Source organism: Streptomyces sp. NPDC050439 (assembly GCF_040655335.1).
Lineage (GTDB): Bacteria > Actinomycetota > Actinomycetes > Streptomycetales > Streptomycetaceae > Streptomyces.
In genome coordinates, this window is the sequence record NZ_JBFAJT010000003.1 from 830,948 (window position 1) to 857,912 (window position 26,965).

Here is a 26,965-nt window from a genome sequence, read left to right on the forward strand (position 1 = left end):
GCTAGTCCAGATAGCCCCTGAGCTGGTCCGCGAAGGCGTGGTCCCGCAGCTTGTTGAGGGTCTTGGACTCGATCTGGCGGATGCGTTCGCGCGTCACGCCGAAGATGCGTCCTATCTCCTCCAGGGTGCGGGGCCTGCCGTCCGCGAGGCCGTAGCGCAGCTGGACCACCTTGCGTTCGCGCTCGCCGAGCGTGGAGAGGACCGCCTCCAGGTGCTCGCGCAGGAGGAGGAAGGCCGCCGACTCGACGGGGCTCGTCGCGTCGCCGTCCTCGATGAGGTCGCCGAGCGCGACGTCGTCCTCCTCGCCCACGGGCGCGTGCAGCGACACCGGCTCCTGGGCCAGGCGCAGGACCTCGCTGACCCGCTCGTGCGGCAGGTCGAGGTGCGCGGCGACCTCTTCGGGCGTCGGTTCGTAACCGCGCTCCTGGAGCATGCGGCGCTGGACGCGGACGACGCGGTTGATGAGCTCCACGACGTGCACGGGGACGCGGATGGTGCGGGCCTGGTCGGCGAGGGCCCGCGACATCGCCTGACGGATCCACCAGGTCGCGTACGTGGAGAACTTGTAGCCGCGGGCGTAGTCGAACTTCTCGACCGCCCTGATCAGGCCCAGGTTTCCTTCCTGGACGAGGTCGAGCATGGTCAGCCCGCGCCCGACGTACCGCTTGGCGACGGAGACGACCAGGCGGAGGTTGGCCTCGATCAGGCGGCGCTTGGCCATCCGGCCGACGACGACCAGCTTGTCCAGGTCGAGGGCGAGTTGGGAGTCCAGGTCGGTGGCGAGGCGCAGCTTCTCCTCCGCGAACAGGCCGGCCTCGACGCCGCGCGCAAGTTCCACTTCCTCCGCCGCGGTGAGCAGGGGGATCCGGCCGATCTCGCGCAGATACTGCCGGAACAGGTCGGATGAGGGGCCGCCGGTGTCGGCGCGGCTGCGGGGCGCGGGCGGCAGGGGCAGTTCGCCGCTGTCCGGTTCGAGTGCCTCCACCGGCGCGTCCGAGGGCTCGGGGGCCGTCTGGACCCCGGGGCTTTCGTGACCCGCCTCCGGGTGCCGTGCGGCGCGGCCCTGCTGCGGCACGGCCGCGATGACGTCCGTATCCGCCGCTGCCTCCGCTTCCGCGGCAACGGCGGTCTCGCTCTGGCTGAGGGTCTGGGTCTGCACGGGGGCGACCTCCATGATGATCGCTGCTGAGGCGTGCGGCAGCGGTACAGCGGGATCGGCTTCGACGGCCTCGCCGCTGTCCGTCCCGAACACGATGTGTGGAATCGCGGGTGTACCGGTTCCGCATCCGCTGTCTGCGGGCCGGCCGCGCTCCGAGGACTCAGGCACCGCAACCCAGTGTGGGGTACGACACACGGCCGCCACGAGGGGCGTGCGGTGACTTTTTGAGTCCGGTGCGTGACCGAGCGGTTACCCGACGAGTAACCAATCGGCCGCCGAATGAACCTCGCGAAGCGCCCGGCGAACGTCAGAGCGCGTCGGCGCCGCGCTCGCGGAGGGCCTGGGCGTACTGCTGGAGGACCCACAACTCGTTCTGCACCGCGGCCAGTTGGGCGGGGTCGCCCTGTGCGCTCAGGCGGGTCAGGCTGCCCTGGACGTCACGGATGCGGCGGTCGACGGCGCGCAGCCTGACCTGGACGAGCTGGATGCCCGCGTAGATCTCGTCCACCTGCTTGCGCAGGATCGCCTCGACGGCCAGTTCGGTGACCATGGCGCGGACCGTGTCGTCCGGGGCGGCGTCCAGGACGCGGGCGAGGTAGGTCTGGGGTTCGGGGATGCCCGCCTCGGCGCCGCCCGCCTCCTCGACACACTGGCGCACCGCCGCGTACGGCGGCGCGGTGAACTCGTCCACGCCGTACGCGTCGAAGGCCGGGGAGACCAGCTCCGGGCGCTGCAGGGCCAGCTTGAGCAGCTCGCGCTCGGTGCGGTGGGCGGGGCTGCGCAGGGTGAGCGCGGGGCCAGAGGGCCCTGAGGGCCCTGCGGGCACAGACGGCGCCGAGGGCCCGTACTGCTGGCCCTGGTGGGTGCGCTGCTGCTGCGGGGCCGGGCCCCTGCCGCCCCGGTCGCGGGCCCAACGCGCCAGCTGGGCCACGCGCTTGACCACGAACTGGGTGTCCAGGATGCCGAGCATCCCGGCGAGCTGGACGGCCACCTCGTGCTGCGCGCCGCTGTTCTTGATGCGGGCCACGACCGGCGCAGCCTCGTCCAGGGCGGCGGCGCGGCCCGCGGGGGTCTCCAGGTCGTAGCGTGCGACGATCTGGCGCAGCGCGAACTCGAAGAGCGGCGTGCGGGGTTCGACGAGGTCGGCGACCGCCGAGTCCCCCTTGGCGAGCCGCAGCTCGCAGGGGTCCATGCCCTCGGGCGCGATGGCGATGTACGTCTCGGCGGCGAACTTCTGGTCGTCCTCGAAGGCGCGCAGGGCGGCCTTCTGGCCTGCCGCGTCACCGTCGAAGGTGAAGATCACCCGCGCCGAGCCGTTGTCCATCAGGAGGCGGCGCAGGATCTTGATGTGGTCGCCGCCGAAAGCGGTGCCGCAGGTCGCGATGGCCGTGGTGACACCGGCGAGGTGGCAGGCCATGACGTCCGTGTATCCCTCGACGACGACCGCGCGGGAGGTCTTGGCGATCTCCTTCTTGGCCAGGTCCACCCCGTAGAGCACCTGGCCCTTCTTGTAGATCGGCGTCTCGGGGGTGTTGAGGTACTTGGGGCCGTTGTCGTCGTCGCGCAGCTTGCGCGCGCCGAAGCCGACGACCTCGCCGCTGATGTCGCGGATCGGCCACATCAGGCGGCCGCGGAAGCGGTCGATGGGGCCGCGGCGACCCTCCTGGGAGATGCCGGAGAGGGTCAGCTCCTTGTCGGTGAAGCCCTTGCCGCGCAGGAACCGGGTGAGGTGGTCCCAGCCCGCGGGGCTGTAGCCGACGCCGAAGTGCGCCGCCGCTGCCTGGTCGAAGCCGCGCTCGGCCAGGAACTTCCGGCCGATCTCGGCCTCGGGGCTCTCCAGCTGGTCCACGTAGAACTGAGCGGCGATCTTGTGGGCCTCGACGAGACGGATGCGCTCGCCGCGCTGGCTCGTGGGGTTGTACCCACCCTCCTCGTACCGCAGGGTGATGCCCGCCTGGGCGGCGAGGCGCTCGACCGTCTCCGAGAAGGTGAGGTGGTCGATCTTCATCACGAAGGCGATCGTGTCGCCGCCTTCCTGGCAGCCGAAGCAGTGGAAGAGACCCTTGCTGGGGCTGACCTGGAAGGACGGTGACTTCTCGTCGTGGAAGGGGCACAGGCCCTTGAGGTTGCCTCCGCCCGCGTTCCGCAGCTGGAGGTAGTCGGAGACCACGGCGTCGATCGGGACCGCGTCCCGAACCGCCTTCACGTCCTCGTCATTGATCCTGCCTGCCACGTAGGAATACTACGGCCCTGCTGTGACACTCCCGCCCGGCCCGTCACCCGAGCAGCGACTCCAGGGGGACGGACGGGTCGGAGAGGGACTCGGCGGGCGGCTTCGCGCCCGCGCGGATCAGCCTCTGGATGGGGTCCGTGACGTCCCACACATTCACGTTCATCCCGGCGAGGACCCGGCCCTCGCTCAGCCAGAAGGCGACGAACTCCCGCTTCCCCGCGTCGCCTCGGACCACGACCTGGTCGTACGTACCCGGCGGCGCCCACCCCGAGTACTCCAGGCCCACGTCGTACTGGTCCGAGAAGAAGTAGGGCACGCGGTCGTACGACACGTCCTGGCCGAGCATCGCGCGGGCCGCGGCCGGACCGCCGTTCAGGGCGTTCGCCCAGTGCTCCACGCGGAGCCTGGTGTCGAAGAGCGGGTGCTGGACGGCGGCCACGTCGCCCGCCGCGAAGATGTCCGGGTCCGAGGTCCGCAGCGAGGCGTCGACCACGACACCGCCGCCGTGCGCGCGGTCGGCGATCTCCAGGCCCGCCGCCTCGGCGAGTCCAGTGCGCGGGGCCGCGCCGATCGCGGCGAGCACGTCGTGCGCCGGGTGCTCCTCGCCGTCGTCCGTGCGGGCCGCGAGGACCAGGCCGTCCTCCCCCGCGATCTCGGTGAGCGTGGCGCCGAAGTGGAAGCGCACCCCGTGCTCGGCGTGCAGGTCGGTGAACATCTGGCCGATCTCGGGGCCGAGGACCGCGTGCAGCGGGGTGGCCTGCGGCTCGACGACGGTGACCTCCGCGCCGTACGTCCGCGCGGCGGCGGCCACCTCCAGGCCGATCCAGCCGGCTCCGGCGATCACCAGGTGGCCGTTGTCCCGGCCGAGACCGGACAGGACCTGACGCAGCCGGTCGGCGTGCGCGAGGCGGCGCAGGTGGTGCACGCCGACCAGGCCGGTGCCGGGGACGTCGAGGCGGCGCGGCTCCGCACCCGTGGCGAGGAGGAGCTTGTCGTAGTGGATGACGTCGCGGTCACCGAGGCGGACGGCCTTGGCCTCGCGGTCGATGGAGACGACGGTCTGGCCGAGATGCAGCTCCACGTCCGACTGTGCGTACCAGGAGGGTTCGTGGACGAAGACGCTGTCGCGCTCCTCCTTGCCCAGGAGATATCCCTTCGACAGGGGCGGGCGCTCGTACGGGTGGTCGCGTTCGTCGCCGATGAGGATCACCCGGCCGCTGAAGCCCTCCGACCGGAGCGTCTCGGCCGCTTTCGCGCCCGCGAGACCTCCTCCGACAATGACGAACGTCTGATCCGCGTCGACCACTTGATGCCTCCTCAAAGCCTTGCCGTCAGGGGAGCGTCCCGCACGGAGCGTGATGCGGGAAGGGGTTGCGGCCCGATCCGGCCAGTTTTCGTCACGCCCCGTGGTCGATCGGCTCATTCCGCATATGTCAGGGCCTTATATGTCAGAGCTGTCTCGCCGTGAGCCGCGCGTGCAGGGAACGCGCGGCGGCGTCCGTGAGGGACGCGATCTGGTCGACGACCACGCGCAGGGCCGCGCGGTCGTCGGCCGCCGTGTCGTACAGCGCGCGGAACTGCGGGTCGAGGCCTTCGGGGGCGCGGGCCGTGAGCGCCTCGGCCAGCTCGGCGACGACGATCCGCTGGTCCGCGCGCAGCCGCTCCTGGGCGGGGCGCTGCATCACATACCGGTCGGCGACGGCCTTGAGGACCGCGCACTCGTGGCGGGCCTCGCGCGGGACGACCAGCTCGGCCGCGTACCGCGTGAGGGGGCCCTTGCCGTACCGCAGGCGAGTGGCGGTCTCTGCGGCGAGGCAGAAGTGGCCGATGAGCTGGCTGGTGGCGTCCTTCAGGCGGCCCTGGGCGATCGCCGAGCCGTCGTACCCATGCGGCCACCACTCCTGGTCCAGGAGGCGGTCGAGGGCCTCGGAGAGCTCTTCGGGGTCGGTGTCCGCGGGCACGTACCGGCCGATGGCGACAGCGAAGATGTCCTGGCGCTCGGGCTCGGCGTGCAGGAGGTTCGGGTCGAGGTGCCCGGCGTGCAGGCCGTCCTCGATGTCGTGCACCGAGTACGCCACGTCGTCCGCCCAGTCCATGACCTGGGCCTCGAAGCAGGTGCGGCGGCCGGGGGCCTCCTTGCGGACCCAGTCGAAGACCGGCCGGTCGTCCTCGTAGACCCCGAACTTGGGCGAGTCCGGGTCGGTGGGGTGGGCGCCGCGCGGCCAGGGGTACTTGGTGGCGGCGTCAAGGGCGGCCCGGGTCAGGTTGAGCCCCACGCCGACCAGCTCGTCCGTCTCCTCACTTCTTACGAAGCGCTTCGGCTCGATGCGGGTGAGGAGGCGCAGGGACTGGGCGTTGCCCTCGAAACCGCCGCAGCTCTCGGCGACTTCGTTCAGCGCCTGCTCGCCGTTGTGGCCGAAGGGCGGGTGGCCCATGTCGTGGGAGAGGCACGCCGTCTCCACCAGGTCGGGGTCGCAGCCGAGGGCGGCGCCGAGCTCGCGGCCGACCTGCGCGCACTCCAGGGAGTGCGTCAGACGGGTGCGGGCGCTGGCGTCCCACGCCTCGTTGCTGCGCGTGCCGGGGGTGACCACCTGGGTTTTTCCGGCGAGGCGGCGCAGCGCCGCGGAGTGCAGGACACGCGCGCGGTCCCGTTGGAAGGCGGTGCGCCCCGGCCTCTTGTCGGGCTCGGTGGCCCATCGCTCGACGGCGGCCTTGTCATAGGCCGCCTCTTCGTCGTACACGTTCGGTGCAGTGCCTTCCATGCACCGACAGTAAACGCAAGGAGTGACAAAGAGGGCTTCAGGGCGCCTCGGTGGCCGACGGGCGACGGTCAGGCGGAGGTCAGCTGACGGGGCGGCAGGTGCGTGGCGGGGGTGGCGGGAGTGGTCGCGCGGGCCTTGTCGTAGCGGTGCAGGAGGAGCTGGGCCATCGCCGGGTGGTCGCCGAGCGGGGCCGACGCGATCCAGGGGGCGGCATCGGCGCACTGCGTGGCGAAGCGGCCGGGTGCGGTGAAGTACGAGGCCACGGCGGTGCGGTAGCGGCCACGGGCGGCGAGGGCGCGCACCGCGGCGGTCACGCTGAGCGGGGCGGCCGCGGTCGGCGTGGCGTACGCGGGGATCACCGGCACGCCGAGCCGCTGGGCCAGGAGGTCCGCCGTACGCCGGGTGTCCGTGGCGGAGTCGGGGTCGCGGGAGCCGGCCGCGGCGAGGACCACGCCGCCGGTGCGCCGGCCCGCCCGGCCGGACGCGGCCGGCCAGCCCGCCTCGACGAGCCGGTCGTGCAGCGCGTCGACCAGCAGGGGGTGCGGGCCGAGCGGGGCGGCGAGGCGTGTGTCGAGGTGCGGGGCCAGGGCCGCGGCCTCGGGGATGTCGTGTTTGACGTGGTAGCCACGGCTGAGCAGCAGCGGCACGAGGACGGCGGAGCCGGCGGCCTCGGCGAGGGTGTCGCCGAGCAGGGGTTCGTTCAGCTCGATGTGGCCGAGGCGCACGCTGAGGCCGGGCCGCAGCTCACGGACCCGCGCCAGGAGCGCCGTGACCGTGGCGAGGGCGCGGGGGTCACGGCTGCCGTGGGCGACCACGACGAGGTCGGGCGCCGACTGGGGGCGGCGCGGGGCGGGGCGGCGCCTGCCGTCGAGCGAGACGAGGGCGAGCTGGCTGCCGAGCTGGCTGGTGATCCGGTTCATGAGGTGCGCCGTACTTTCGAGAGGGGTGCTGCCGGACTCGTCGCGAAGAGGGTTCGACGGCGTCATGGACCGAGGATGACCGCGCGGCGTTTCGGTCGCGTTGCGCGCCGGTGACGGGTCCTTTCGGCCTGGCTCACCGACGGTGCCGCCGCGTTGTCAGTGCGGTCGCTTACCGTTGGGGGCAGTGATCGGATCGGGGGGATCCGGCCGGGGGCACGGGGGCATGGGGGAACGGGATGAAGCGTCCTGGGTGGGTGAGGCGTCCTGGGTGGACGCGGCTGCCGCGTACGCGGCAGGGGCAGCGGCGGGCCGTGCAAGTTTTCATGGCCCTCTGCGTGGTGGCGCTGCTGCCCGCGACCTGGCTGTTCGTGACGGCGGAGGGGCGGCTGCGCACGACCGCCGACGTGCCGCGCACCCGGGTCGCGGTCGTCTTCGGGGCCGGGCTGTGGAAGGGCGAGCCCTCGCCGTATCTCGCACACCGTCTCGACGCGGCGGCGGAGTTGTACGAGGCGGGGCGGATAGAGGTCGTCCTCGTCACGGGGGACAACAGCCGCGAGGAGTACGACGAGCCGGACGCCATGCGCGCGTATCTGACCGAGCGCGGGGTGCCGGGGCGGCGGATCGTCAGTGATTACGCGGGCTTCGACACCTGGGACTCGTGCGTGCGCGCCAAGAAGGTGTTCGGCGTGGACCGGGCGGTGCTGATCAGCCAGGGCTTCCACATACGCAGGGCCGTCGCGCTCTGCCGCGCGGCGGGCGTCTCGTCGTACGGGGTCGGGGTCGACGCCAAGCACGACGCGACCTGGTACTACGGCGGCGCGCGGGAGCTGTTCGCGGCCGGCAAGGCGGCGGTGGACTCGGCGTTTCGACCGGATCCGCGGTTCCTCGGGCCCCGGGAGCCCGGCGTGGACCGGGCGCTGGCTGCGCCTCGCTAGTCGCCGGCCTTGAGCGGGGTCTGGCCCCTGGGCCTTGAGCGGGGGTGCGTCTGCCTTGTTTCGCTCGTCCGCCGGGTGCGGGTCGTGGTCCGTCCTCGCGCAGTTCCCCGCGCCCCTGAAGGGGCACGACCGTCCTCGCGCCGTTACCCGCGCCCCTTGCGGGGCATATGACCGGCTCACAGTGCGGTGGGGGGGCTGCTGAGGTCGGTTTACCGCGTGTGTAACGCGATCGCGTCGGGGCGCGTAACAAGGCCGGCGGAGGCTGGACCGTATGCACACCACGGCGACACCCACCCACTGTCCGTACTGCGCGCTGCAATGCGGGATGGGCCTGACCACCGGCCCCGGCGGCACGGAGGTCGTGGAGCGTCCCGAGTTCCCCGTGAACGGGGGCGCGCTGTGCGGCAAGGGCCGCACGGCGCCCGCTGTGCTCTCCTCCCGGGTGCGCCTGACCGAGCCACTCATCCGATCCCACGCCACGGGCCGGCTCGAACCGGCCACCTGGGAGGAGGCGGTCGCTCGCGTCGCCGAGGGCCTTTCCCGCACCCGTACGGAACATGGCGCGGACGCGTGCGGAGTGTTCGGCGGCGGGGGTCTGACCAACGAGAAGGCGTACGCCCTGGGGAAGTTCGCGCGGGTGGCGCTCGGCACGTCGCAGATCGACTACAACGGCCGGTTCTGCATGTCGTCGGCGGCAGCGGCCGGGCAGCGGGCCTTCGGGCTCGACCGCGGTCTGCCGTTCCCCCTGGAGGACATCCCGCGCGCCGGCTGCGTGATCCTCGTCGGGTCGAACCTCGCCGAGACGATGCCGCCCGCGCTGCGCTATCTGACGGAGCTGAAGGAGAACGGCGGCAAGCTGATCGTCGTCGATCCGCGCAGGACCCGCACCGCCGAGCAGGCCGACCTGCATCTGGCGCCGCGCCCCGGCACCGACCTCGCCCTCGCGCTCGGCCTGCTGCATCTGGTGGTGGCCGAGGGCCGGACGGACGAGGCGTTCATCGAGGAGCGGACGACCGGCTGGGAGGACGCGCGGGCGGCGGCGATGGCGCACTGGCCGGAGTACGTGGAGCGGATCAGCGGCATCCCCGTGCCCCAACTGCGGGACGCGGCGGAAATGTTCTGCGACGCCGAGACCGCGATGGTGCTCACCGCGCGCGGCCCCGAGCAGCAGTCCAAGGGGACGGACACGGTCGGCGCGTGGATCAACCTCTGCCTGGCGACCGGCAACGCGGGCCGCCCCCTCTCCGGATACGGCTGCCTGACCGGGCAGGGCAACGGCCAGGGCGGACGGGAACACGGGCAGAAAGCCGACCAGTTGCCCGGCTACCGCAAGCTGACGGACCCGGCGGCGCGGGCGCATGTGGCGGGCGTGTGGGGCGTCGACCCGGACTCGCTTCCGGGTCCCGGCCGGTCCGCGTACGAGTTGCTCGACGCGCTCGGCGGGGACATCAGGGCCCTGCTCCTGATGGGCTCCAACCCGGTCGTCTCGGCACCGCGCGCCGCGCATGTGGAGGAGCGGCTCCGGTCGCTCGACTTCCTGGCGGTGGCGGACGTGGTGCTGTCGGAGACGGCCCGACTGGCCGATGTCGTCCTGCCGGTGACGCAGTGGGCCGAGGAGACGGGCACGGTGACGAACCTGGAGGGGCGGGTACTGCTGCGCCGCAAGGCGGTGAGCGCTCCCGACGGCGTACGCAGCGACCTGGACGTGCTGCACGGTCTCGCCGCGCACCTCGGCCATGAGAAGGGTTTCCCGACGGACCCGGAGGAGGTCTTCGAGGAGCTGCGCCGGGCGAGCGCGGGCGGGGCGGCGGACTACTCGGGGATCTCGTACGCACGCCTGAGGAAAGGCAACGGTGAGGGCGTGTTCTGGCCCTGCCCCGCGAGCGAAGGCCCCGAGGACGGCACGGGCCAGGAGGCACCCCGGGACGCGAGCGGGAGCGAGGCCGGGACGGATGCCGAACACCCTGGCACCCCGCGGCTGTTCCTCGACCGGTTCGCCACCGAGGACGGGCGGGCACGGTTCGTGCCGGTGGTCCATCGCGGCGCCGCCGAGGAACCGGACGCGGAGTATCCCGTGCTCCTGACCACCGGGCGGGTCCTCGCGCAGTATCAGTCGGGGGCCCAGACGCGCCGTGTCGACGAGCTCAACTCCGCCGCCCCCGGGCCCTTCGTGGAGCTGCATCCGCGGCTCGCCGCGCGCCTCGATGTCGAGGAGGGCGAGCCGGTGACCGTCGTCTCGCGGCGGGGACGGGCCGTCGCCCCGGCGCGGATCACGACCGCGATCCGCTCCGACACGGTATTCATGCCGTTCCACTGGCCGGGCGAGGGCCGGGCCAACTCCCTGACCAATCCGGCGCTCGACCCGGTCTCGCGGATGCCGGAGTTCAAGGTGTGCGCGGTGCGGCTCGAACGGTCCGGCGGCCGGGCATGACCGCGGGCCGGGGGAAAACCACCCGGCCCGCGGTCAGTGAGTGGGGATCAGCAGGTGCGTCCCACGTAGTGCGCGCCCTGGATCTTGCTCGCCGAACCGAGCCAGAGCTTGCCCGGACCCACACAGCGCTCGTAGTCGGGGGCCATGGCCACCTCCACCTTGATGACGACGTGCGAGCCGTCGCCGGTGCAGTGGTTGTAGAACGCGTCGCTGCCCGTCTCGTAGAAGCCGCAGGGGTTCATGACGGCGGCCGGGGCGTGAGCGGACGCGGCGGCAGCCACGGGGAGGCCGAGGGTGAGGGCGACGGCGCCGACGAGGGCCGGCAGCGAACGGCGAAGGCTCATGGGGCAACTCCTGCTGAGGACGTGGTGCTCACGCACCGACTCGCGCACCGACTGGTGCACACGGAGAGTGCCACAGCAGCAACCCTTGGTGATCATGCGGTTTGCGTGGGTCGCTCGCACGGGTGATTGAGTCCACCAGATCGAGTTGCGGGCGTTTGAGCTGCGCAAAGGGCGTCTCGGCGCGCCATAGCCGCGACTCACCGGTCGGCCCGGAACGACACCCAGTCCCCTCCCCCGATCACCGCCCCCGAGGCCCGCAGCCGCGCCGCCACCCGCGGTGCCGCCACGTACACCCACGCGCTTGCCGGGGCCCCGCCCAGGAGGATCACCTCGCGCTCCACTCGCTCGTACAGGTTGCGGGGGTCGCCCGGCGCGTATCCCTCCAGTACGTCGAGGTCGGCGATGAGCCGGTCGTACGCGGAAGGGGTCGCCGTGATCAACTCGCCGTGCACAGGGCCGCTTTCGGGGCCCTTCACCAGGTACGGATAACCGGGCCCCTCGTACAGGACCGCTCCCGGGAGCCGGGCGGGACACTCCGTCGCGATGCCGCCGCGCAGATGGACGTCGTGGTGCCGCTCCCCCGGCCGCAGCGTCCCGTACACGAAGAACGGCAGCCGGCCCCCCTCCTGCGTCATTCGGCGGTCTCCTGCCTCACCCACTCCAGGTAGGCTGCGCTCCCCCGCACGACCGGCGTCGCGATGATCTCGGGGGTGTCGTAGTCGTGGGCCTCGGTCAGCCAGGCCTCCAGGGCCTCATAACGCGCGGCGGCCGTCTTGAACAGGATCTGCCACTCGCGGGCGGTCTCCACGGCGCCTTCCCACCGGTAGACGGAGGTGACGGGCCCGACGATCTGCGCGCACGCGGCGACCCGGGCGGCCACCGCGCCGCTCGCGAGGTCCTCCGCCTTCTGCGCGGTGTCGGTCGTGGTCAGCACGGTGAGGACCGTTGCCCGGGCGGACTCGGAGCCGGACCTGGACTCGGAACCGGTTTCGTACGTCGACGTCATGCGCCGATTCTCCCCGGAGCGGCGAACGACCATGACCGATGGGGGCCACCGGCCAGGCCGAAGGTCCCGAATCCCGCGTTTCCGCCCCGCATGACCCTGTCTGTTACACAACCTCCCGTAATCCGTGACGCGCGCTTCCTACCGTCGACGGAGCCATGAACCTTTCCCGCCCCCACCGACGCCGCCTCCTGCGCCGTGCCGCCGTCCTCACCGCCACGGCGGCCGTCGTGCTGGCCGGATGCGGCAGCGTGGACGGGCTCGACGCCGGTGAGCCCGCGCCGTCCGTGTCCGTGCAGCCGCGCCCCCAGCCCCTCTGGCCCGCCTGGTCCAGCACGTCGCCCGAGGCGCCCGGCGCCGACACCGCCACCCACCAGCCGCCGCCACAAGCCCTGGAAGAGCTGCCGAAGCTGGGCAAGGCCGGGTTCCGCAAGGAGGACTTCCGCGCGGTCCTGCGGGCCGACCCGCGGATGAAGCCGCTCGCCGACCGCGACGAGATCGACCACCCCGGGCAGGCCGGACTGCGGCCGCCGCTCCTGACGGACCTGACCGGCGACGGGCGCCCCGAGCTGCTCGTGGCCGCCGACACGGAGAGCGGCCGCAGCGTCCTCTCCGTCTACGAGGAGCGCGACGGGCGCGTCTACCCGGTCCTGTTCACCTCCGGGAAGCGCGTGAGCATCGAGACGCTCGGCAAGGATCTGCTGGTGCGCAGCTCGTGTGCGGACGGCGGCCAGCAGGCCGTGCGGTTCCACTGGGACGGCGTGCGGATGTCGACGGTGAGCGACACCAAGAATTACAAGAAGGACGCCGGTTCCGACGGCTCCCCGTCGCCCATGCCCTCTCCGGAGCCCTCGCGCGGCACGGGCGGGCCGAGGTGAGAGGCATCGGCCGGCGCGCCCGCGCCGCGCTCAACGCCCTCGGCCTGCGCTGGAAGATCGCCGCGCTGCTCGCGCTCGGCTGCGCGGTCGTGGCCGTCGCCATCGGGGTCCTCGTCCACCAGGCGCGGCTCGAACAGGTCTCCGAGGGCGCCAGGTCGGGGGCGACCGCGCAGCTGGTGCGGGTGCGTCAGCTGTACGAGCTGACGGGGCAGGTCGACACCGCCGGAGACGCCCGTACGGACGCCGCCATCGACGCACCCGGCCTCCCGGCGTCGCTGCGGACTGCCGCTCTGGACGGGCGGCGGACCACGTATCTGGACATGGGCGCCGAGCACCCCGTCGTGTGGGCGGCGCGCCCCGTGGGCGGCCATGTGCTCTCGGTCCGCGAGTCGCTGACCGTACAGGCCGCCGAAATGGCGGAGTTCGACCGGCAGCTCCTTGCTTCGGGAGCCGTCGTCGTCATCCTCGCGGCGCTGGGCGGCGCCGCGCTCGCCAGCCGCCTCAGCCGCGAGCTGCGGACCGCGGCGGCCACCGCGCGCCGCATCAGTGAGGGCGATCTGGACGCGCGCATCAACCATCCGCGCGTGCCGGGCAGCCGGCCGGGCAAGGACGAGGTGGCCGAACTGGCCGCCGCCGTCGACACGATGGCGGCGTCCCTGCAGCAGCGCCTGGAGGCCGAGCAGCGCTTCACCGCTGATGTCGCCCATGAGCTGCGCACCCCGCTGACCGGTCTGCACACCGCGGCCGAACTGCTGCCCCAGAGCCGGCCCACGGAGCTGGTGCGCGACCGGGTGCTCGCCCTGCGCACCCTCACCGAGGACCTGCTCGAAGTGGCGCGCCTCGACGCGGAGATGGAACGCCCCGACCTGGGCACGCATCCGCTGCGCGCGCTCACGGAGGGGATCGTGCAGCGGTCGGGATGCGCGGTGCGGTTCGCGGCGGCGCCAGCAGAAAGCAGGACGGACGGCTCGGACTCGGGCGCGGACTCGGCCTCCGGCTCCGGCTCGGGCGGCACCCTCGTACGCACCGATGCGCGTCGTCTGGAGCGGATTATCGCCAACCTCGTCGCCAACGCCCGCAGGCACGGGGCCGGCCCGGTCGACGTGCGGGTGGCCGGGCCCGTGGTCACGGTCAGCGACCACGGCCCCGGCTTCCCCGCGCATCTCCTCGAGGACGGCCCGCGGCGCTTCCAGACCGGCGCCCGCGAGCGCGGTCAGGGCACGGGCCTGGGCCTGACCATCGCGTTCGGCCAGGCCCAGGCGATCGGCGCGCGGGTGGAGCTGCGCAACGCGGAGAGCGGCGGCGCGGTGGCGACGGTGCGCCTGCCGGAGGCCTGACCCCGCGCAACCCTGCACGCTCTCAACTTCCGTACGGGCGGGCCTCCTTGGCGCTGCGCAGGGCCCACGCCCACCAGTGGAGCTGGTCGAGCATCGACTTGGCGGCGGCGTTCGCGGCCGTCGGGTCCTTGTGGGTGCCGTCGTCGGCGAAGAGAGTGCCCGCGTTGTGGAAGGAGACGGTGTCGCGAATCGTCATGGTGTGCAGCTCGGCGAAGACCGGGCGCAGGTGCTCGACCGCGCGCAGGCCGCCGGAGAGCCCGCCGTACGAGACGAAGGCGAGGGGCTTGGCCTGCCACTCGGCGTTGTGCCAGTCGATGAGGCTCTTGAGGGAGGCGGGGTAGGAGTGGTTGTACTCGGGGGTGAGGACGACGAAGGCATCGGCGGCGGCCAGCTTCGGCGTGACCTTGTCGAGCTCGGCGAGGGTCGCGGGCGAGGGGTTGAAGGAGAGCGCGGTCGGCAGGTGGGAATCGGCGAGGTCGATGACGTCCACCTCGAAGTCCGCCCGCTCCCCGATCCGCGCGAGCAGCCAGTCGGCGACGATCGGCCCGAAGCGGCCCTCGCGGTTGCTCCCGACGATGACGGCGACGCGCAGGGGCGCGGCGGACTCGGTGGACGCGCCGGGGAGCGTGGCGGTGGACGTGGCGGTGGACGGGGAATCAGCGGCATTCGTGTTCTGGGTCATGAGAAGGAGCCTCGTTGCTCAACCTAGGTTGAGGTCAAGCGGGACATTCAGGGAGTTCACGGAGGCGTACGGAGGCGCACGAATTCGTCGTACGGAGGCGTCGTACGGTGACGGCCATGACGACAACTCAGCCGCCCCTGCAACGCATCGAGATCGACGGGCGGGACGTCACCGCGGACCGGCTGTTGTGGGCCGCGCTCGGAGGCGTGGGGCACTTCACCGCGATGCAGGTCAGGGGTGGTGCGACGCGCGGGCTCGGGCTGCATCTGGAGCGGCTCGACTCGGCCACCCGCGAGCTGTTCGGCCGGGAGCTGGACGGCGAATACGTGCGCGGGCTCATCCGGCACGTGCTCCGCGACGACATCGCCGACGCCTCCGTACGCGTCCACGTCCACGCACCCGAGGGCGAGCCGTCCGTGACGGTCACCGTCCGGGCGCCGGGCGAGATGTCCCGGAGCCCGCAGGCCCTGCGGTCCGCCCCCTACCAGCGGCCCTTCCCGCACATCAAGCACATCGGCGGCTTCGGCCAGGCCCGCCACGGAGAGCTCGCCCGGCGTGCGGGCTTCGACGACGCGCTGCTCACCGGCCCCGACGGAACGATCAGCGAGGGCGCCGTCACGAACATCGGCTTCCACGACGGCGCCGAGGTCGTCTGGCCCGACGCGCCCTGCCTGGCCGGCATCACCATGCAGCTGCTCGAAGCGCGCCTCCGGGCCGCCGGTATCCCCACGCGCCGGGCCCCTGTCACGCTCGGCGGCCTCTCCTCGTATGTGGCGGCCTTCGTCACCAACGCGCGCGGCATCGCGCCGGTGCGGCGGATCGACGACACCGGCTTCGCGGTCGACGAGAAGCTCATGACGACACTGGCGGAGCTCTACGACGACGTCCCCTGGGACGCCGTCTGAGGCGGGGTCAGGTCGGGCCGCTCCGAGGGCACGGTGAGCCTGCGGTGAGGCATCCGGTCGGCCCTGGGGTCACCCATTCACAGGCGCCCCGCGCCCCCTTCGGACACTGTTCGGCGACACGCCGAGTGACCTGCTGGAATGTTCCCGCCGAAAGGACAGAAGCCGCTCCACCGCAGAGTTTCTGACAGCTCCTCAGGAGGCGTGCGCCGCCGAGTGCCACTTACCTCGGTACAGCGGGGTTCGACCGACGCAGCGGCACTTGGAGGTGCCGCGGGCCGTGCCCTCTGATGGCCCCTCGGAGGAGCAAGCACGATGCGCAAAGCCCGCCTGCTGACCACTGCCGCGCTCGCCGTCGCATCGGCGGCCCTGCTGGCACCCCCCGCCTCGGCCGCCGCACGCGACGCGGGGGGCGGCCTTCAGGTCCACCCGTCCACCGTCATGCCGGGCTCCACGGTCACCGTGGACACCACCGCCTGCGGCAGCGACGGAACCGCCACGGGTGACGCGAGCGCGGTGGGCGCCGGCACGTTCACGCTCGCACCGGACACGCGCAAGGAGAACGCGACCGGCACGTTCAAGGTGCCGCCGTCGGCCCAGCCCGGCACCTACGAGATCGCCGCGCAGTGCTCCGGCTCCGGCGCGGACGGCAAGCAGGTGGCGGGCGACCTGGTCGTGACGATCACCTCCACCGCCGCCGCCCGCGAGGAACAGCAGGTGACCCCGAAGGGCCATGTGAAGACGGGGGTCGGCGGCGCTCTCGGCCCCGACCCCGTGCAGACCGCGGCGGGAGTGGCGGCGCTTGCCGTCGCCGCCGCGGGCGGTACCTGGCTCCTGCATCGCCGGGCGAGAGGCGACAGGATCTGACGGACACCCTCCGCTGTCCACCGGTACCGCCAGCCCCCTCCCTCTCCGGGTCCACCGGTCCCTCGTGGATCCGGAGGGGGATGCGGGGACCGGCCTCCCCGAACCCTGAGGGGGACGAGTCGATTGACGCGCAGGAAGAATCCCGGCAGGAAGCGCCCCGGCGGCAAAGCCGTCAACTCCGCCATAGGCGCGGTCACCGTGCTCGCCCTGTGCTCCGGCGCGTGGCTGCTGCACAACGGCACGGAGTCCCACCCCCCGCCGCAGCCGTCCGCCGAGCAGGCCGCGTCGGCCCACCCCCGGTCCGGCGACGCCCCGGGCGCCGCGGCGCTGCCCCCGTCCCCGCCCGACCGGATCCGCATTCCTTCGATCCGGATCGACGCGCCGCTCATGGGGCTCGGTCTGACGCCCCAGGGCAGCCTCGACGTACCGCCGCCGAAGAAGACGAATCTCGCCGGCTGGTACGAGTCGGGGACCACGCCGGGTGAGACCGGCACCGCCGTCGTGGCGGGGCACGTCGACAACGCGGACGGCCCGTCCGTCTTCTACGACCTGGGCGGTCTGACCCGGGGCCGCACCATCGAGATCGAGCGCAGGGACGGCAGCGTCGCGGTGTTCACCGTCGACGCGAACGAGGTCTACGACGCGAAGAAATTCCCGGACGCCAAGGTGTACGGGGCGGCGGACCGGCCGGAGCTGCGGGTGATCACGTGCGGCGGCGGCTACTCGAAGAAGACGGGGTACGAGGGCAACGTCGTGGTGTTCGCGCACCTGACGGGCGTGCGCTGATCCGCGACCGGTCGCGGGGTGCGGCCTGGCCCCGCCCCACGCATTGCTACGCCAGCCACTGCTCGTACGCCATCTTCGCCACGAGCCCGAACACGGTGGTGAGCAGCACGATGCGGACGAAGCCACTGCCCTTCTTCAGCGCGGTGTGCGCCCCGAACATGCCGCCCGCGAGGTTGAAGACGGCCATCAGCGCGGCCAGCTGCCACAGGACCGCGCCCTGCCAGGCGAACATCGCGAGGGCGCCCGCGTTGGTGCAGCAGTTGACGATCTTGGCGGTGGCGGAGGCGGACACCAGGTCGAGGTGGAGCACGGCGGTCAGCGCGAGCACCAGGAAGGTGCCGGTGCCGGGCCCGATGAGGCCGTCGTAGAACCCGATGCCGAGGCCCGCGAGGCCGATGGCGGCGAGGATGCGCTTGGGGGACGCGGGGCGCGCGGAGGGCGCGGTGCCGAAGGCGGGCCTGAAGATGACGAAGGCGCCGACGCCGAGCAGCACCACCATGATCACGGGCTTGAGCACCTCGGTGCTCATGCCCGCGGCGAAGAAGGCGCCGCCCATCGACCCGGCGAGCGCTGCAAGACCGATCCGCACGGCGGTGGGCACGTCGACCGGCGTCTTCCTGACGTAGGTCACCGCGGCGCCGGTCGTCCCGACGATGGCCACGGCCTTGTTCGTCCCGAGGGCGTGCGCGGCCGGGGTCCCGGCCGGCAGGCCGAGGAGCAGGGCGGGCAGCAGGAGGAGCCCGCCGCCGCCCACCACCGCGTCGATCCAGCCGGCCGCGAGCGCGGCGATACAGAGGACGACGACGGTGGTCAGAGATATGTCGGGCATGATCGCGACCTTATGGAGGGGCCGATCACGCCGTCCATGAATTCAGGGAGAGTTGAGGGACTTCAGAGGTTCCGTTCCCCCTGATCACGGGGCCGCCTGAGGTGCCGGGACGCCCGCCGGGGCGCGGTCGGGGGCCGGTGGTGCCGCCGGGTCGACCGTGAGGGCGAGCACGGTGGCGACCAGCGCGCTCGCGCCCGCGAGGCCCGCCGCCAGTTTGCGGCGCGCCTGCACGGTGGGGCCCAGGACCGGGCCCACGGGTTTGCGGTGACGTCCCACGTCAGCCCCTCTCCAGGGTTCAAAAGACCTATGACTCTCAGAAGGTGAAGCACTCGGCATGGATGCGCTCCTGGGGCACCCCGGCCCGTACGAGCGCCACGGTGGCCGACGCGGCCATCCCGGGCGGTCCGCACAGATAGACGTCGTGCTCGGCGAGGTCGGGGATCAGATTGCGCAGGGCCTGCGGGGCGAGCGGATCGAACGAGGCGTCGGACCGGCCGAGCAGGTAGTGCAGCCCCGCTCCCCTGCTCCGGGCGATCGCCTCCAGTTCCTCCCGCAGCACGAGCTGCTCCGCGCTGCCGGCCCGGTAGAGGAGCGTGAGGTCCCCGGGCCCGCCGGGCAGCGTCTCGAACAGCGCCCGCATCGGGGTGATCCCCACCCCGCCCGCGAGCAGCAGCACCTTGCGCCGCGTACGCCGATGGGCGGTCAGCGCCCCGAAGGGCCCCGTGGCGAGGACCCGCGTCCCCGGCTTCAGGCGCCGCATCCGCCGCGTGTGGTCGCCGATGGCCTTGACGGTGATCCGGAGGGTGTCGTCGCGCACGGGCGCGGACAGCGAGAACGGCAGCGCGGTGCGCCAGAGCCTGCGCCGCAGGAAGCGCCAGCGGAAGAACTGGCCTGGTTCGGCGCGCAGTTCGTCGAGCCCGATGCCCTGCATCACGACCGACACGACACCGGGCCCTTCGTCGCGTACGTCGATGACGCGCAGGCTGTGCCGCAGCGCCTGCCGCACGGGCACGACGACGCGGTACCAGACCAGCAGCACGGCCACCGTGGCGTGCAGCATCGACCACAGCCACACCGTGAGGATGCTGCCCGCCACGTCGGGCCCCGCCAGCTGGTGCACGAAGCCGAGCGCCACGCCGAGGTAGGTCAGCAGGTGCACGGCCCGCCAGGTCTCGTGCGGGACGCGGCGCCGCATCGCACGCGCCGAGGTGACACCGACGGCCACGAGCAGGGACGTGCCGACGGCGGCGAGGGCGAGGCCCGGGTAGCCGAGCAGGTCGAGGCCCGCGCTGAGGAGGTCGGTGTCGGTGTGCGCGGCGTATCCGCACAGGGCGAGCAGGGCGTGGCCCAGGCACAGGGTGAGGACGTAGCGGCCGCCCTGGGCGTGCAGCCGGGCGAGCCGGTCGGCGCCGACCCCGTGCTCGACCGCGGGGACGCGGGCCATCAGGAAGAGCATGACAAGGACGCCGTACCCGGCGAGCAGGCCGGTGAGGTGGGCACCGGTCGCGAAGAGCACGTCGAGCCGGGCCGAGGGTTCGACCTGCACGGCCCAGAGCACGGTGACGGCGGCCGCCGTGCCGAGGATTCCGTTGCGCAGGGCGGCGGGGGTGACACGAATCGGCGGTACGGACGGCGCGGGGTGCGCGGCGGGTCGGGTTTCGGTCACGTCGATGGTCACGGCCGCAGACTAGGCACAGGGACACCGGCAAAAACCCCTGGTCAGCCGGATACGACTGATCCTTAAGGCGCCCTTGAGGACTGCCTCAACGAGGCTTAAGTCCTGTTCGGTCAGAAGGCCGCTACGGGGCAATCGGGCGGGTGGGCGGGAAGGCTTGTTCGGCCAGAGCAGGACGCGGGGCGCCCTCACAACCTGCCCCGGCGCCCGCTGAGGGCAGCGTTCCCGCAGGGAAACAGTCAGGATGCCGTCGGGTAACACCGCCCCCGCACGCTTCCGTACATGACCTCATCGACCCCGAGCCCCGCGCCCCCCGTGGTGGTGATCGGCAGCGGCCTCGCCGGCGTCCGCCTCGCCCAGCGGCTCGGGGGCTCCGGCGACGGACCCCGCGGCGTCACCCTCATCGGGGAGGAGCCGCACGCACCGTACAACCGCGTGCTCCTCGCCGACGTCCTCTCCGGGCGCCTCGGCCCCGAGGTCATCGGCCTTCCGCCCGTCCCCGGCGAGTTCCTCCGTACCCGCGCCGTCCGCGTCGACCGCGAGGACCGGGTCGTGCACTGCGCGGACGGCAGCGTCGTCCCGTACGGCACGCTCGTGCTCGCGACCGGCTCGAACCCGGTGCTTCCGCCACTGCGGGGCCTCTTCGAGCCCGGCGCGGTGGAGCTGCCGCGCGGCGTGCACGCCTTCCGGACGATGGACGACTGCCTGGCCCTGACCAAGGCCGTCGTACCCGGAACCCGCGTCGTCGTCATCGGCGGCGGCCTCCTCGGCGTATCGGCCGCCCGCGCGCTGGCCGTGCGCGGCGCCCAGGTCGTCCTCACCCAGCAGGGCGACCGCCTCATGGAGCGCCAGCTCGACCCCGCCGCGAGTGCGCTCGTGCACCAGCACCTCACCGAACTCGGCGTGGAGGTGCACACGGAGTGCCGCGTGCGCGGGGTGCGGCAGGCCGACGGGGCCGTGCACTCGGTGGAGCTCGCCGACGGCTACGTACTCGGCACCGACCTCACCGTCCTCGCCTGCGGCGTCCGCCCCCGCACGGGCCTCGCGCAGGCCGCGGGCCTGGACGTGCGCCGCGGCATCGTCGTCGACGACGAGCTGCGCACCTCCGATCCGCACATCCGCGCCATCGGCGACTGCGCCGAGCACTCCGGCGAGGCCCGCTGCCTGGCGGCGCCCGCGCTGGAACAGGCCGACGCCCTGGCGGACGCCCTGCTCTCCCCGCGCGAAGCCCGCCCCTACTCCGGCACCCGCGCCCTCACCCGTCTCACCCTGCACAACGGACGCCCCGGCTCCGCTCCCCTGGACCTGGCGGCCTTCGGCGACCCCGAGCACCGGCCCGACGACGACGTCGTCCAGCTCGCGGACGCCACCCGTGGCACGTACCGCAAGGTCATCGTGCGCGGGGACCGGCTCGTCGGCGGCGTACTGCTCGGCGAGCTGACCGCCGTGGGCGCGCTCGCCCGCGCCTGGGAGGCCGACGACCAGCTGCCCGACGACGGCAGCCCCCTGCTCCACCTGCTCACCAACGACGGAGGCCTCTGAGATGCCCACGGACACGGACACCCCCCGCCCCCGCCACAGCGCGCACGACAACACCATCGTCCTGGTCGGGCACGGCATGGTCGGCCAGCGCTTCCTGGAGGCCATCGCCGCCCGCGGCCTCACCGACAACCACCGCGTGGTCGTCCTGTGCGAGGAGCCGCGTCCCGCCTACGACCGCGTCCAGCTCACCTCGTACTTCGCGGGCCGCACGCCCGACGAACTCTCCCTCACGGACCCGGAGTTCATCGAGAAGCACGGCATCGAGCTGTACGTCGGCGACCCGGCCGAGACCGTCGACCGCGACGCGAAGACCGTCACGGCGCGCTCGGGGCAGACCTTCGCCTACGACACCCTGGTCCTCGCGACCGGCTCCTTCCCCTTCGTGCCGCCGGTGCCGGGCAAGGACACCACGGGCTGTTTCGTCTACCGCACCATCGAGGACCTGCTCGCCATCGAGGAGTACGCGAAGACGTACGCCACGACCGGTGCCGTCGTCGGCGGCGGGCTGCTCGGCCTGGAGGCGGCGGGCGCGCTGCGCGGGCTCGGACTCGACACGCACGTCGTGGAGTTCGCGCCGCGTCTGATGCCGGTACAGGTCGACGAGGGCGGCGGCGCCGCGCTCCTGCGCACCATCACCGGCATGGGCCTGACCGTGCACACGGGCGTCGGCACGCAGGAGATCGTCGGCACGGAGGGCGCCGTCACCGGGATGAAGCTGTCGGACGGCAGTGAACTCGCCACCGACCTCGTCGTGTTCTCCGCCGGTGTCCGGCCCCGCGACCAACTCGCCCGCGACTGCGGTCTTTCGGTGGGCGAGCGCGGCGGCATCACCGTCGACGAGCAGTGCCGCACCAGCGACCCGTCCGTGTACGCGATCGGCGAGTGCGCCCTGGCGTCGGACGGCCGGGTCTACGGCCTGGTCGCGCCCGGCTACGAGATGGCTGAGACCGTAGCCGCCTCGATCTCCGCGGAGGAGTCGAGCTTCACCGGCGCCGACCTCTCCACCAAGCTGAAGCTCCTCGGCGTGGACGTCGCCTCCTTCGGCGACGCGCACGGCGCGACCCCGGACTGCCTGGACGTCGTCTACTCCGACTCGCGCTCGGGCACGTACAAGAAGCTGGTCATCGGCGCGGGCGGCGAGCTGCTCGGCGGTGTCCTGGTCGGTGACGCGGAGGCGTACGGCGTGCTGCGGCCGATGACCGGCAGCGTGCCGCCGGTCTCGCCGGAGCAGCTGGTGCTTCCCGCGGGCGCGGGCGGCCCGGTGGCGCTCGGCCCGTCCTCGCTGCCGGACTCGGCGGTCATCTGCTCCTGCCACAACGTCACCAAGGGCTCCATCCGCGGGGCCGTCACCGAACACAACTGCACGACCGTGCCCGAGGTGAAGAAGTGCACCAAGGCCGGTACGGGCTGCGGCAGTTGCGTGAAGGTGCTCGGCCAGCTGGTGAACGACGAGCTGGAGGCGTCGGGCGTCGAGGTCGACAAGGGCCTGTGCGGCTGCTTCGCCCAGACCCGCCAGGAGCTGTACGAGATCATCCACACCCTGGGGATCACCTCGTACCGGCGACTCCTCGACACGCACGGCCGGGAAGCGGCGCGCGGCACCGAGGGCTGCGAGACCTGCAAGCCCACGGTCGGCTCGATCATCGCCTCGCTCGCCCCGACGATCGGCGCCGACGGCTACGTACTGGAAGGCGAGCAGGCCTCCCTCCAGGACACCAACGACCACTTCCTCGCCAACCTCCAGAAGAACGGCTCCTACTCGGTCGTGCCACGCATCCCCGGCGGCGAGATCACCCCGGAGAAGCTGATCGTGATCGGTGAGGTGGCCAAGGACTTCGGCCTCTACACGAAGATCACCGGCGGCCAGCGCATCGACATGTTCGGCGCGCGTGTCGAGCAACTGCCGCTGATCTGGACCCGGTTGGTGGACGCCGGTTTCGAGTCGGGCCACGCGTACGGCAAGTCGCTGCGGACGGTGAAGTCCTGCGTCGGGCAGACCTGGTGCCGTTACGGCGTGCAGGACTCGGTCCGGATGGCGATCGACCTGGAGCTGCGCTACCGGGGCCTGCGCTCCCCGCACAAGCTGAAGTCGGCCGTCTCGGGCTGCGCCCGCGAGTGCGCGGAGGCCCAGTCCAAGGACTTCGGGGTGATCGCCACGTCGAGCGGCTGGAACCTGTACGTGGGCGGCAACGGCGGCGCGACGCCGCGCCACGCGGACCTGCTCGCGCAGGATCTGTCCGACGCCGAACTGGTGCGCCTCATCGACCGGTTCCTGATGTTCTACATCCGTACGGCGGACCGCCTGGAGCGCACGTCGACCTGGCTGGAGCGGATCGAGGGCGGCCTCGACCACGTGCGTGACGTGGTCGTCCATGACTCGCTCGGCCTCTGCGACGAACTGGAGGCCCTGATGGCCGACCATGTCGCGCACTACCGCGACGAGTGGTCCGAGACCATCAACGATCCCGAGCGGCTCGCGCGGTTCGTGTCCTTCGTGAACGCGCCCGACGTGCCGGACCCGACCGTGAGCTTCGTCCCGGAACGGGACCAGATCAAGCCGGACCTGCCGCTGCTCTCCATCGGCTCCCGCCCCCGCGACCTGGAAGGTGCTGCATCCTGATGAGCATTTCGACGAGCATTTCGACGAGCACTTCAACGAGGGTTCAACTCCGCCTGGAGGACGACTGGTTCGAGGTCTGCGACCGTGCGCACCTCCAGCCGGGCCGCGGCATCGCCGCGCTGCTCCCCGACGGCCGCCAGGCCGCGCTCTTCATCGACCGCGCGGGCCGCGCGTACGCGATCGACAACCGTGACCCGTTCACGGGCGCCGCGGTGCTCTCGCGCGGTCTGCTCGGCGCGGCGGCGGGCCGGCCGTTCGTGGCGTCGCCGCTCCTGAAGCAGCGGTTCGACCTGGAGACGGGGCGGTGCCTGGACGACGATTCGGTGACGGTCCAGACGCACCGGATCCGGCTGGCCTAGCAGCTTTACTTGACCGAGCGTTCCAGATAGACCTAGTCTCTCCTCGTGGCCAGGACCAAGGAATTCGATCCGGACGCCGCGCTCCAGTCGGCCCTAGAGCTGTTCTGGCGGCGCGGCTACGAGGCGACGTCGATGGCCGACCTCGTCGAGGAGCTGGGCATCGGCCGCGCCAGCCTCTACGCGACCTTCGGCAACAAACACGACCTGTACCTGAAGGCGCTGGAGCGGTACGCCGAGTCCCAGGACCCGCGGCTGCTCGCGGAGCTCTCGCAGCCCGGCCCCGCACTGCCCGCCGTCCGCTCGCTGGTCCGCCGCTTCGGGGCCGAGGCGGCCTCCGACACGGGCCGCCTGAACGGCTGTTTCATCACCAACACGGCGGCCGAGCTCGGCCCGCACGACGAGGCGGCGACCCGCCGCGTCGAACGCAGCTGGGAGCACATGGAGACGCTGCTGCACTCCGCGCTCGTCCGCGCCCAGGCACAGGGCGAACTCCCCGAGGACCGCGACCCGCTCGCCCTCGCGCGCATGCTGCTGACCCTGATGCAGGGGGTGCGCGTGGTCGGCAAGGCCTCGAAGGACCCGGCGCGGGTGCGGGACGCGACGGAACAGGCGCTGACCCTGCTCGACTGAGCCCCGCCCCCTCGGTCCCCTGGCCTCTTTTTTCATGCCCTGATACTGAACCGATCGTTCAAGAATTAATGCAGGAAACAACTCAAGAAAAGAGTTCCGTCATGACCTCAGCACCGCGCACCCGTTTCGCCGGCCGCACCGCCCTCGTCACCGGCGGCGGCTCCGGTCTAGGCCGCGCCATGGCGCTCGCCTTCGCCGCCGAGGGCGCGAACGTCGTCGTCGCCGGGCGCACCGAGGGCCCCCTCAAGGAGACCGTGGGCCTCATAGAGGACGCGGGCGGCACGGCGCTCGCCGTCCCGGCCGACGTCTCGCGCTCCGCGGACCTCGCCGCGCTGGTCGATGCCACCGTCGAGCGGTTCGGCTCGCTGGACGTGGCCGTCAACAACGCGGGCATCCTGCGTGCGGGGCAGCCGGTCGCGGAGCTGCCCGAGGAGGACTGGCGGACGATGCTCGACATCAACGTCACCGGCGTACTGCTCGCGCTCCAGGCCGAGGTGCGGCAGATGCGTGCGCAGCCGGGCGGCGGGGCGATCGTCAACGTCTCCTCCAACCTCGGCGCCCACACCAGCCTGCCGGGCACCATCGGCTACGGCGTCACCAAGGCCGCCGTCTCCGCGCTGACCAAGGGCGCCGCGGTCGAGTACATCGGCGAAGGGGTGCGGATCAACGCGGTGAGCCCCGGTTCGTCCGACACCACCATGTCGCTGCGTCCGGGCGAGAGCGAGGCCGGGCGGGCGGAGCGGATGAAGGGCGCGACGCCGCTCGGCCGCGTCTCGTCGACCGCGGAGGTCGCGGCCGCCGTGCTCTACCTCGCCTCGGACGAATCGGCGTCGGTGGTGGGCGCGGACCTGGTGATCGACGGGGGCGCCGCGGCCTGACTCCCCGCCTTCCCCGGCCTCCCCGCCTTGGGCGCGCGCCCCTACTCTCGGGTAAGAAGAGGCGTGCGCCCAAGCAGAGAGCAGTGAGCAGAGAGCCGAGGGAGCTGTGTCATGACGGGCTGGAACGCGAGCGACATCCCCGACCAGAGCGGCCGCAGCGCCGTGGTCACCGGCGCCAACAGCGGCATCGGCTACGTCACCGCGCGCGAACTCGCCCGTCGTGGCGCCCGCGTGGTGCTCGCCTGCCGAAGCGAGGAGCGGGGCACGCGGGCACTGGAACAACTGCGGTCTGAAGTTCCGTCCGCGCAGGCGGAGTTCAGGCGTCTCGACCTGGGTGACCTGGGTTCGGTACGGGAGTTCGCGGAGTCGTACGACCGCGACGACGCGACCGGCGGCGGCCTCGACCTTCTCGTCAACAACGCGGGCGTGATGGCGCTGCCCTACCGGCAGACGGCGGACGGCTTCGAGACACAGTTCGGGGTCAACCACCTGGGCCACTTCGCGCTCACCGGCCTCCTCCTGCCCCGGCTCCTGCGTACACCGGGGGCCCGGATCATCACCGTGTCCAGCGCCGTCCACGCACTGGCGAACATCGACATGGGCGACCTCAACAGCGAGCGCGACTACCGGCGTTGGATCGCCTACGCCCGCTCCAAGACGGCGAACCTCCTCTTCGTCCACGAGCTGGCACGACGCCTCGCGGCCACGGGCTCGGACACCGTGGCCGCGGCGGCGCACCCCGGATACGCGGAGACGAACCTCCAGGCGGCGGCGCCCAAGATGGAGGGCCGCAAGGTCGTGGAACGCGTGATGTGGCTGGGCAACCGCGTCGTGGCCCAGCCCGCGGCGAAGGGCGCGCTCCCGACCCTGTACGCGGCCACGGCACCGGCGGTCCGCCCCGACTCGTTCACCGGCCCCCGGGTACTGGGATGGCAGGGCGCCCCGGCCCGCTCCTGGCGAGCGAAGTGGACCCTGAACGACACGGCGTCGGAACGGCTCTGGGAGGCGTCGGAGGGACTCACGGGGGTGCGGTACGCGGCACTGAAAGGGTGAGACGGCCCGCCCGAGCAGCCCCACCGCTCACTCCGGACGCACCGAGGGGGCGCACTCCGTGTTCCGCACACCCACTGTTCGGCCGCATATGCCTCCTCGCTGCGTCCATCGACCCCGGATCAACGGAAGTGGTGCGGTAA

25 protein-coding genes are annotated in these 26,965 nt (G+C 72.4%); 13 read left to right on the top strand and 12 right to left on the bottom strand.

All coding sequences use genetic code 11. The features are described 5' to 3' along the window. Position 1 precedes the first annotated feature (1 nt). The 5 genes from AB0I66_RS16790 to AB0I66_RS16810 all read right to left on the bottom strand — a co-directional run bounded on the left by AB0I66_RS16790 (position 2) and on the right by AB0I66_RS16810 (position 7,140). Positions 2-1,327, bottom strand: coding sequence for an RNA polymerase sigma factor (locus AB0I66_RS16790; RefSeq protein WP_363208563.1), 1,326 nt, complete (start codon positions 1,325-1,327; stop codon positions 2-4). Positions 1,328-1,466: 139 nt separating this feature from the next. After that, positions 1,467-3,392 carry a DNA primase gene (gene dnaG / locus AB0I66_RS16795; RefSeq protein ID WP_363208564.1) on the bottom strand — a complete coding sequence of 642 codons (1,926 nt, stop codon included), beginning with the start codon at positions 3,390-3,392 and terminating at the stop codon, positions 1,467-1,469. Between the two features lie 43 nt (positions 3,393-3,435). Continuing rightward, positions 3,436-4,698, bottom strand: coding sequence for an FAD-dependent oxidoreductase (locus tag AB0I66_RS16800; RefSeq protein WP_363208565.1), 1,263 nt, complete (start codon positions 4,696-4,698; stop codon positions 3,436-3,438). Positions 4,699-4,840: 142 nt separating this feature from the next. Then, the gene (locus tag AB0I66_RS16805) at positions 4,841-6,154 is read right to left on the bottom strand and encodes a deoxyguanosinetriphosphate triphosphohydrolase (protein WP_363208566.1); all 1,314 of its coding nucleotides are present in this window, start codon (positions 6,152-6,154) and stop codon (positions 4,841-4,843) included. A 68-nt stretch (positions 6,155-6,222) separates the two neighbouring features. After that, positions 6,223-7,140, bottom strand: a complete 918-nt coding sequence (locus tag AB0I66_RS16810; RefSeq protein ID WP_363208567.1) for a sirohydrochlorin chelatase — start codon at positions 7,138-7,140, stop codon at positions 6,223-6,225. 170 nt (positions 7,141-7,310) lie between these two features. Between AB0I66_RS16810 and AB0I66_RS16815 the strand changes: the two genes are divergently transcribed. Next, positions 7,311-8,009 (top strand): ElyC/SanA/YdcF family protein, encoded by a 699-nt coding sequence (locus AB0I66_RS16815; RefSeq protein WP_363208568.1) that lies wholly within the window; start codon positions 7,311-7,313, stop codon positions 8,007-8,009. A 271-nt stretch (positions 8,010-8,280) separates the two neighbouring features. After that, entirely contained in the window at positions 8,281-10,440 is a 2,160-nt protein-coding gene (locus AB0I66_RS16820) for a molybdopterin oxidoreductase family protein (RefSeq protein ID WP_363208569.1), read from the top strand. 47 nt (positions 10,441-10,487) lie between these two features. Here the strand turns inward: AB0I66_RS16820 and AB0I66_RS16825 are convergent, their stop codons facing one another. From AB0I66_RS16825 to cutA, 3 genes are all read right to left on the bottom strand, one after another. Beyond that, entirely contained in the window at positions 10,488-10,784 is a 297-nt protein-coding gene (locus tag AB0I66_RS16825) for a DUF6355 family natural product biosynthesis protein (RefSeq protein ID WP_363208570.1), read from the bottom strand. A 197-nt stretch (positions 10,785-10,981) separates the two neighbouring features. Continuing rightward, positions 10,982-11,419 (bottom strand): gamma-glutamylcyclotransferase family protein, encoded by a 438-nt coding sequence (locus AB0I66_RS16830; RefSeq protein ID WP_363208571.1) that lies wholly within the window; start codon positions 11,417-11,419, stop codon positions 10,982-10,984. Continuing rightward, positions 11,416-11,790, bottom strand: a complete 375-nt coding sequence (gene cutA / locus AB0I66_RS16835) for a divalent-cation tolerance protein CutA (RefSeq protein ID WP_363208572.1) — start codon at positions 11,788-11,790, stop codon at positions 11,416-11,418. Before cutA ends, AB0I66_RS16830 begins: the two co-directional genes overlap by 4 nt. A gap of 155 nt (positions 11,791-11,945) precedes the next feature. On the opposite strand from cutA, the gene AB0I66_RS16840 reads away from it, so the two are divergent. Together AB0I66_RS16840 and AB0I66_RS16845 are read left to right on the top strand one after the other, a co-directional pair. Then, on the top strand, positions 11,946-12,665 hold the full coding sequence (locus tag AB0I66_RS16840) for a hypothetical protein (protein ID WP_363208573.1): 720 nt from the start codon (positions 11,946-11,948) through the stop codon (positions 12,663-12,665). Further along, positions 12,662-14,002, top strand: a complete 1,341-nt coding sequence (locus AB0I66_RS16845) for a HAMP domain-containing sensor histidine kinase (RefSeq protein ID WP_363208574.1) — start codon at positions 12,662-12,664, stop codon at positions 14,000-14,002. Before AB0I66_RS16840 ends, AB0I66_RS16845 begins: the two co-directional genes overlap by 4 nt. 22 nt (positions 14,003-14,024) lie before the next feature. On the opposite strand, the gene AB0I66_RS16850 is transcribed toward AB0I66_RS16845, so the two are convergent. Continuing rightward, on the bottom strand, positions 14,025-14,684 hold the full coding sequence (locus AB0I66_RS16850; protein WP_363208575.1) for an NAD(P)H-dependent oxidoreductase: 660 nt from the start codon (positions 14,682-14,684) through the stop codon (positions 14,025-14,027). Positions 14,685-14,800: 116 nt separating this feature from the next. Here AB0I66_RS16850 and AB0I66_RS16855 point away from each other — a divergent pair, with 116 nt between their 5' ends. The 3 genes from AB0I66_RS16855 to AB0I66_RS16865 all read left to right on the top strand — a co-directional run bounded on the left by AB0I66_RS16855 (position 14,801) and on the right by AB0I66_RS16865 (position 17,239). Further along, positions 14,801-15,589: an aminotransferase class IV family protein gene (locus AB0I66_RS16855; protein WP_363208576.1), complete on the top strand. Its 789-nt coding sequence runs from the start codon at positions 14,801-14,803 to the stop codon at positions 15,587-15,589. A gap of 312 nt (positions 15,590-15,901) precedes the next feature. Further along, positions 15,902-16,453, top strand: a complete 552-nt coding sequence (locus AB0I66_RS16860; protein WP_363208577.1) for a hypothetical protein — start codon at positions 15,902-15,904, stop codon at positions 16,451-16,453. A gap of 123 nt (positions 16,454-16,576) precedes the next feature. Beyond that, complete coding sequence (locus AB0I66_RS16865; RefSeq protein WP_363208578.1) at positions 16,577-17,239, top strand: class F sortase; 663 nt, start codon at positions 16,577-16,579, stop codon at positions 17,237-17,239. Between the two features lie 46 nt (positions 17,240-17,285). Here the strand turns inward: AB0I66_RS16865 and AB0I66_RS16870 are convergent, their stop codons facing one another. From AB0I66_RS16870 to AB0I66_RS16880, 3 genes are all read right to left on the bottom strand, one after another. Beyond that, complete coding sequence (locus AB0I66_RS16870) at positions 17,286-18,068, bottom strand: TSUP family transporter (RefSeq protein ID WP_363208579.1); 783 nt, start codon at positions 18,066-18,068, stop codon at positions 17,286-17,288. An 84-nt stretch (positions 18,069-18,152) separates the two neighbouring features. Then, complete coding sequence (locus tag AB0I66_RS16875) at positions 18,153-18,344, bottom strand: hypothetical protein (protein WP_363208580.1); 192 nt, start codon at positions 18,342-18,344, stop codon at positions 18,153-18,155. Between the two features lie 37 nt (positions 18,345-18,381). Beyond that, complete coding sequence (locus AB0I66_RS16880) at positions 18,382-19,746, bottom strand: ferredoxin reductase family protein (RefSeq protein WP_363208581.1); 1,365 nt, start codon at positions 19,744-19,746, stop codon at positions 18,382-18,384. Between the two features lie 279 nt (positions 19,747-20,025). Here AB0I66_RS16880 and AB0I66_RS16885 point away from each other — a divergent pair, with 279 nt between their 5' ends. The 6 genes from AB0I66_RS16885 to AB0I66_RS16910 all read left to right on the top strand — a co-directional run bounded on the left by AB0I66_RS16885 (position 20,026) and on the right by AB0I66_RS16910 (position 26,825). Beyond that, positions 20,026-21,285 carry an FAD-dependent oxidoreductase gene (locus AB0I66_RS16885; protein ID WP_363208582.1) on the top strand — a complete coding sequence of 420 codons (1,260 nt, stop codon included), beginning with the start codon at positions 20,026-20,028 and terminating at the stop codon, positions 21,283-21,285. A 1-nt stretch (position 21,286) separates the two neighbouring features. Beyond that, complete coding sequence (gene nirB / locus AB0I66_RS16890) at positions 21,287-23,905, top strand: nitrite reductase large subunit NirB (protein ID WP_363208583.1); 2,619 nt, start codon at positions 21,287-21,289, stop codon at positions 23,903-23,905. Then, positions 23,905-24,264 (top strand): nitrite reductase small subunit NirD, encoded by a 360-nt coding sequence (gene nirD / locus AB0I66_RS16895; RefSeq protein ID WP_363208584.1) that lies wholly within the window; start codon positions 23,905-23,907, stop codon positions 24,262-24,264. The genes nirB and nirD overlap by 1 nt, the downstream gene beginning before the upstream one ends. Positions 24,265-24,309: 45 nt before the next feature. Further along, positions 24,310-24,894: a TetR family transcriptional regulator gene (locus AB0I66_RS16900; protein ID WP_363208585.1), complete on the top strand. Its 585-nt coding sequence runs from the start codon at positions 24,310-24,312 to the stop codon at positions 24,892-24,894. A 101-nt stretch (positions 24,895-24,995) separates the two neighbouring features. After that, on the top strand, positions 24,996-25,772 hold the full coding sequence (locus AB0I66_RS16905; RefSeq protein WP_363208586.1) for an SDR family oxidoreductase: 777 nt from the start codon (positions 24,996-24,998) through the stop codon (positions 25,770-25,772). 111 nt (positions 25,773-25,883) lie between these two features. Further along, positions 25,884-26,825 carry an oxidoreductase gene (locus AB0I66_RS16910; protein ID WP_363208587.1) on the top strand — a complete coding sequence of 314 codons (942 nt, stop codon included), beginning with the start codon at positions 25,884-25,886 and terminating at the stop codon, positions 26,823-26,825. Positions 26,826-26,965: the final 140 nt, after the last annotated feature.

What these genes read in the sequence shown, in the direction of transcription:
- AB0I66_RS16805 (WP_363208566.1), bottom strand. Translation starts at nt 6,154, where the DNA reads ATGGAAGGCACTGCACCGAACGTGTACGACGAAGAGGCGGCCTATGAC.
- AB0I66_RS16810 (WP_363208567.1), bottom strand. Translation starts at nt 7,140, where the DNA reads ATGACGCCGTCGAACCCTCTTCGCGACGAGTCCGGCAGCACCCCTCTC.
- AB0I66_RS16815 (WP_363208568.1), top strand. Translation starts at nt 7,311, where the DNA reads ATGAAGCGTCCTGGGTGGGTGAGGCGTCCTGGGTGGACGCGGCTGCCG.
- AB0I66_RS16820 (WP_363208569.1), top strand. Translation starts at nt 8,281, where the DNA reads ATGCACACCACGGCGACACCCACCCACTGTCCGTACTGCGCGCTGCAA.
- AB0I66_RS16825 (WP_363208570.1), bottom strand. Translation starts at nt 10,784, where the DNA reads ATGAGCCTTCGCCGTTCGCTGCCGGCCCTCGTCGGCGCCGTCGCCCTC.
- AB0I66_RS16830 (WP_363208571.1), bottom strand. Translation starts at nt 11,419, where the DNA reads ATGACGCAGGAGGGGGGCCGGCTGCCGTTCTTCGTGTACGGGACGCTG.
- cutA (WP_363208572.1), bottom strand. Translation starts at nt 11,790, where the DNA reads ATGACGTCGACGTACGAAACCGGTTCCGAGTCCAGGTCCGGCTCCGAG.
- AB0I66_RS16840 (WP_363208573.1), top strand. Translation starts at nt 11,946, where the DNA reads ATGAACCTTTCCCGCCCCCACCGACGCCGCCTCCTGCGCCGTGCCGCC.
- AB0I66_RS16850 (WP_363208575.1), bottom strand. Translation starts at nt 14,684, where the DNA reads ATGACCCAGAACACGAATGCCGCTGATTCCCCGTCCACCGCCACGTCC.
- AB0I66_RS16855 (WP_363208576.1), top strand. Translation starts at nt 14,801, where the DNA reads ATGACGACAACTCAGCCGCCCCTGCAACGCATCGAGATCGACGGGCGG.
- AB0I66_RS16860 (WP_363208577.1), top strand. Translation starts at nt 15,902, where the DNA reads ATGCGCAAAGCCCGCCTGCTGACCACTGCCGCGCTCGCCGTCGCATCG.
- AB0I66_RS16870 (WP_363208579.1), bottom strand. Translation starts at nt 18,068, where the DNA reads ATGCCCGACATATCTCTGACCACCGTCGTCGTCCTCTGTATCGCCGCG.
- AB0I66_RS16885 (WP_363208582.1), top strand. Translation starts at nt 20,026, where the DNA reads ATGACCTCATCGACCCCGAGCCCCGCGCCCCCCGTGGTGGTGATCGGC.
- nirB (WP_363208583.1), top strand. Translation starts at nt 21,287, where the DNA reads ATGCCCACGGACACGGACACCCCCCGCCCCCGCCACAGCGCGCACGAC.
- nirD (WP_363208584.1), top strand. Translation starts at nt 23,905, where the DNA reads ATGAGCATTTCGACGAGCATTTCGACGAGCACTTCAACGAGGGTTCAA.
- AB0I66_RS16905 (WP_363208586.1), top strand. Translation starts at nt 24,996, where the DNA reads ATGACCTCAGCACCGCGCACCCGTTTCGCCGGCCGCACCGCCCTCGTC.
- AB0I66_RS16910 (WP_363208587.1), top strand. Translation starts at nt 25,884, where the DNA reads ATGACGGGCTGGAACGCGAGCGACATCCCCGACCAGAGCGGCCGCAGC.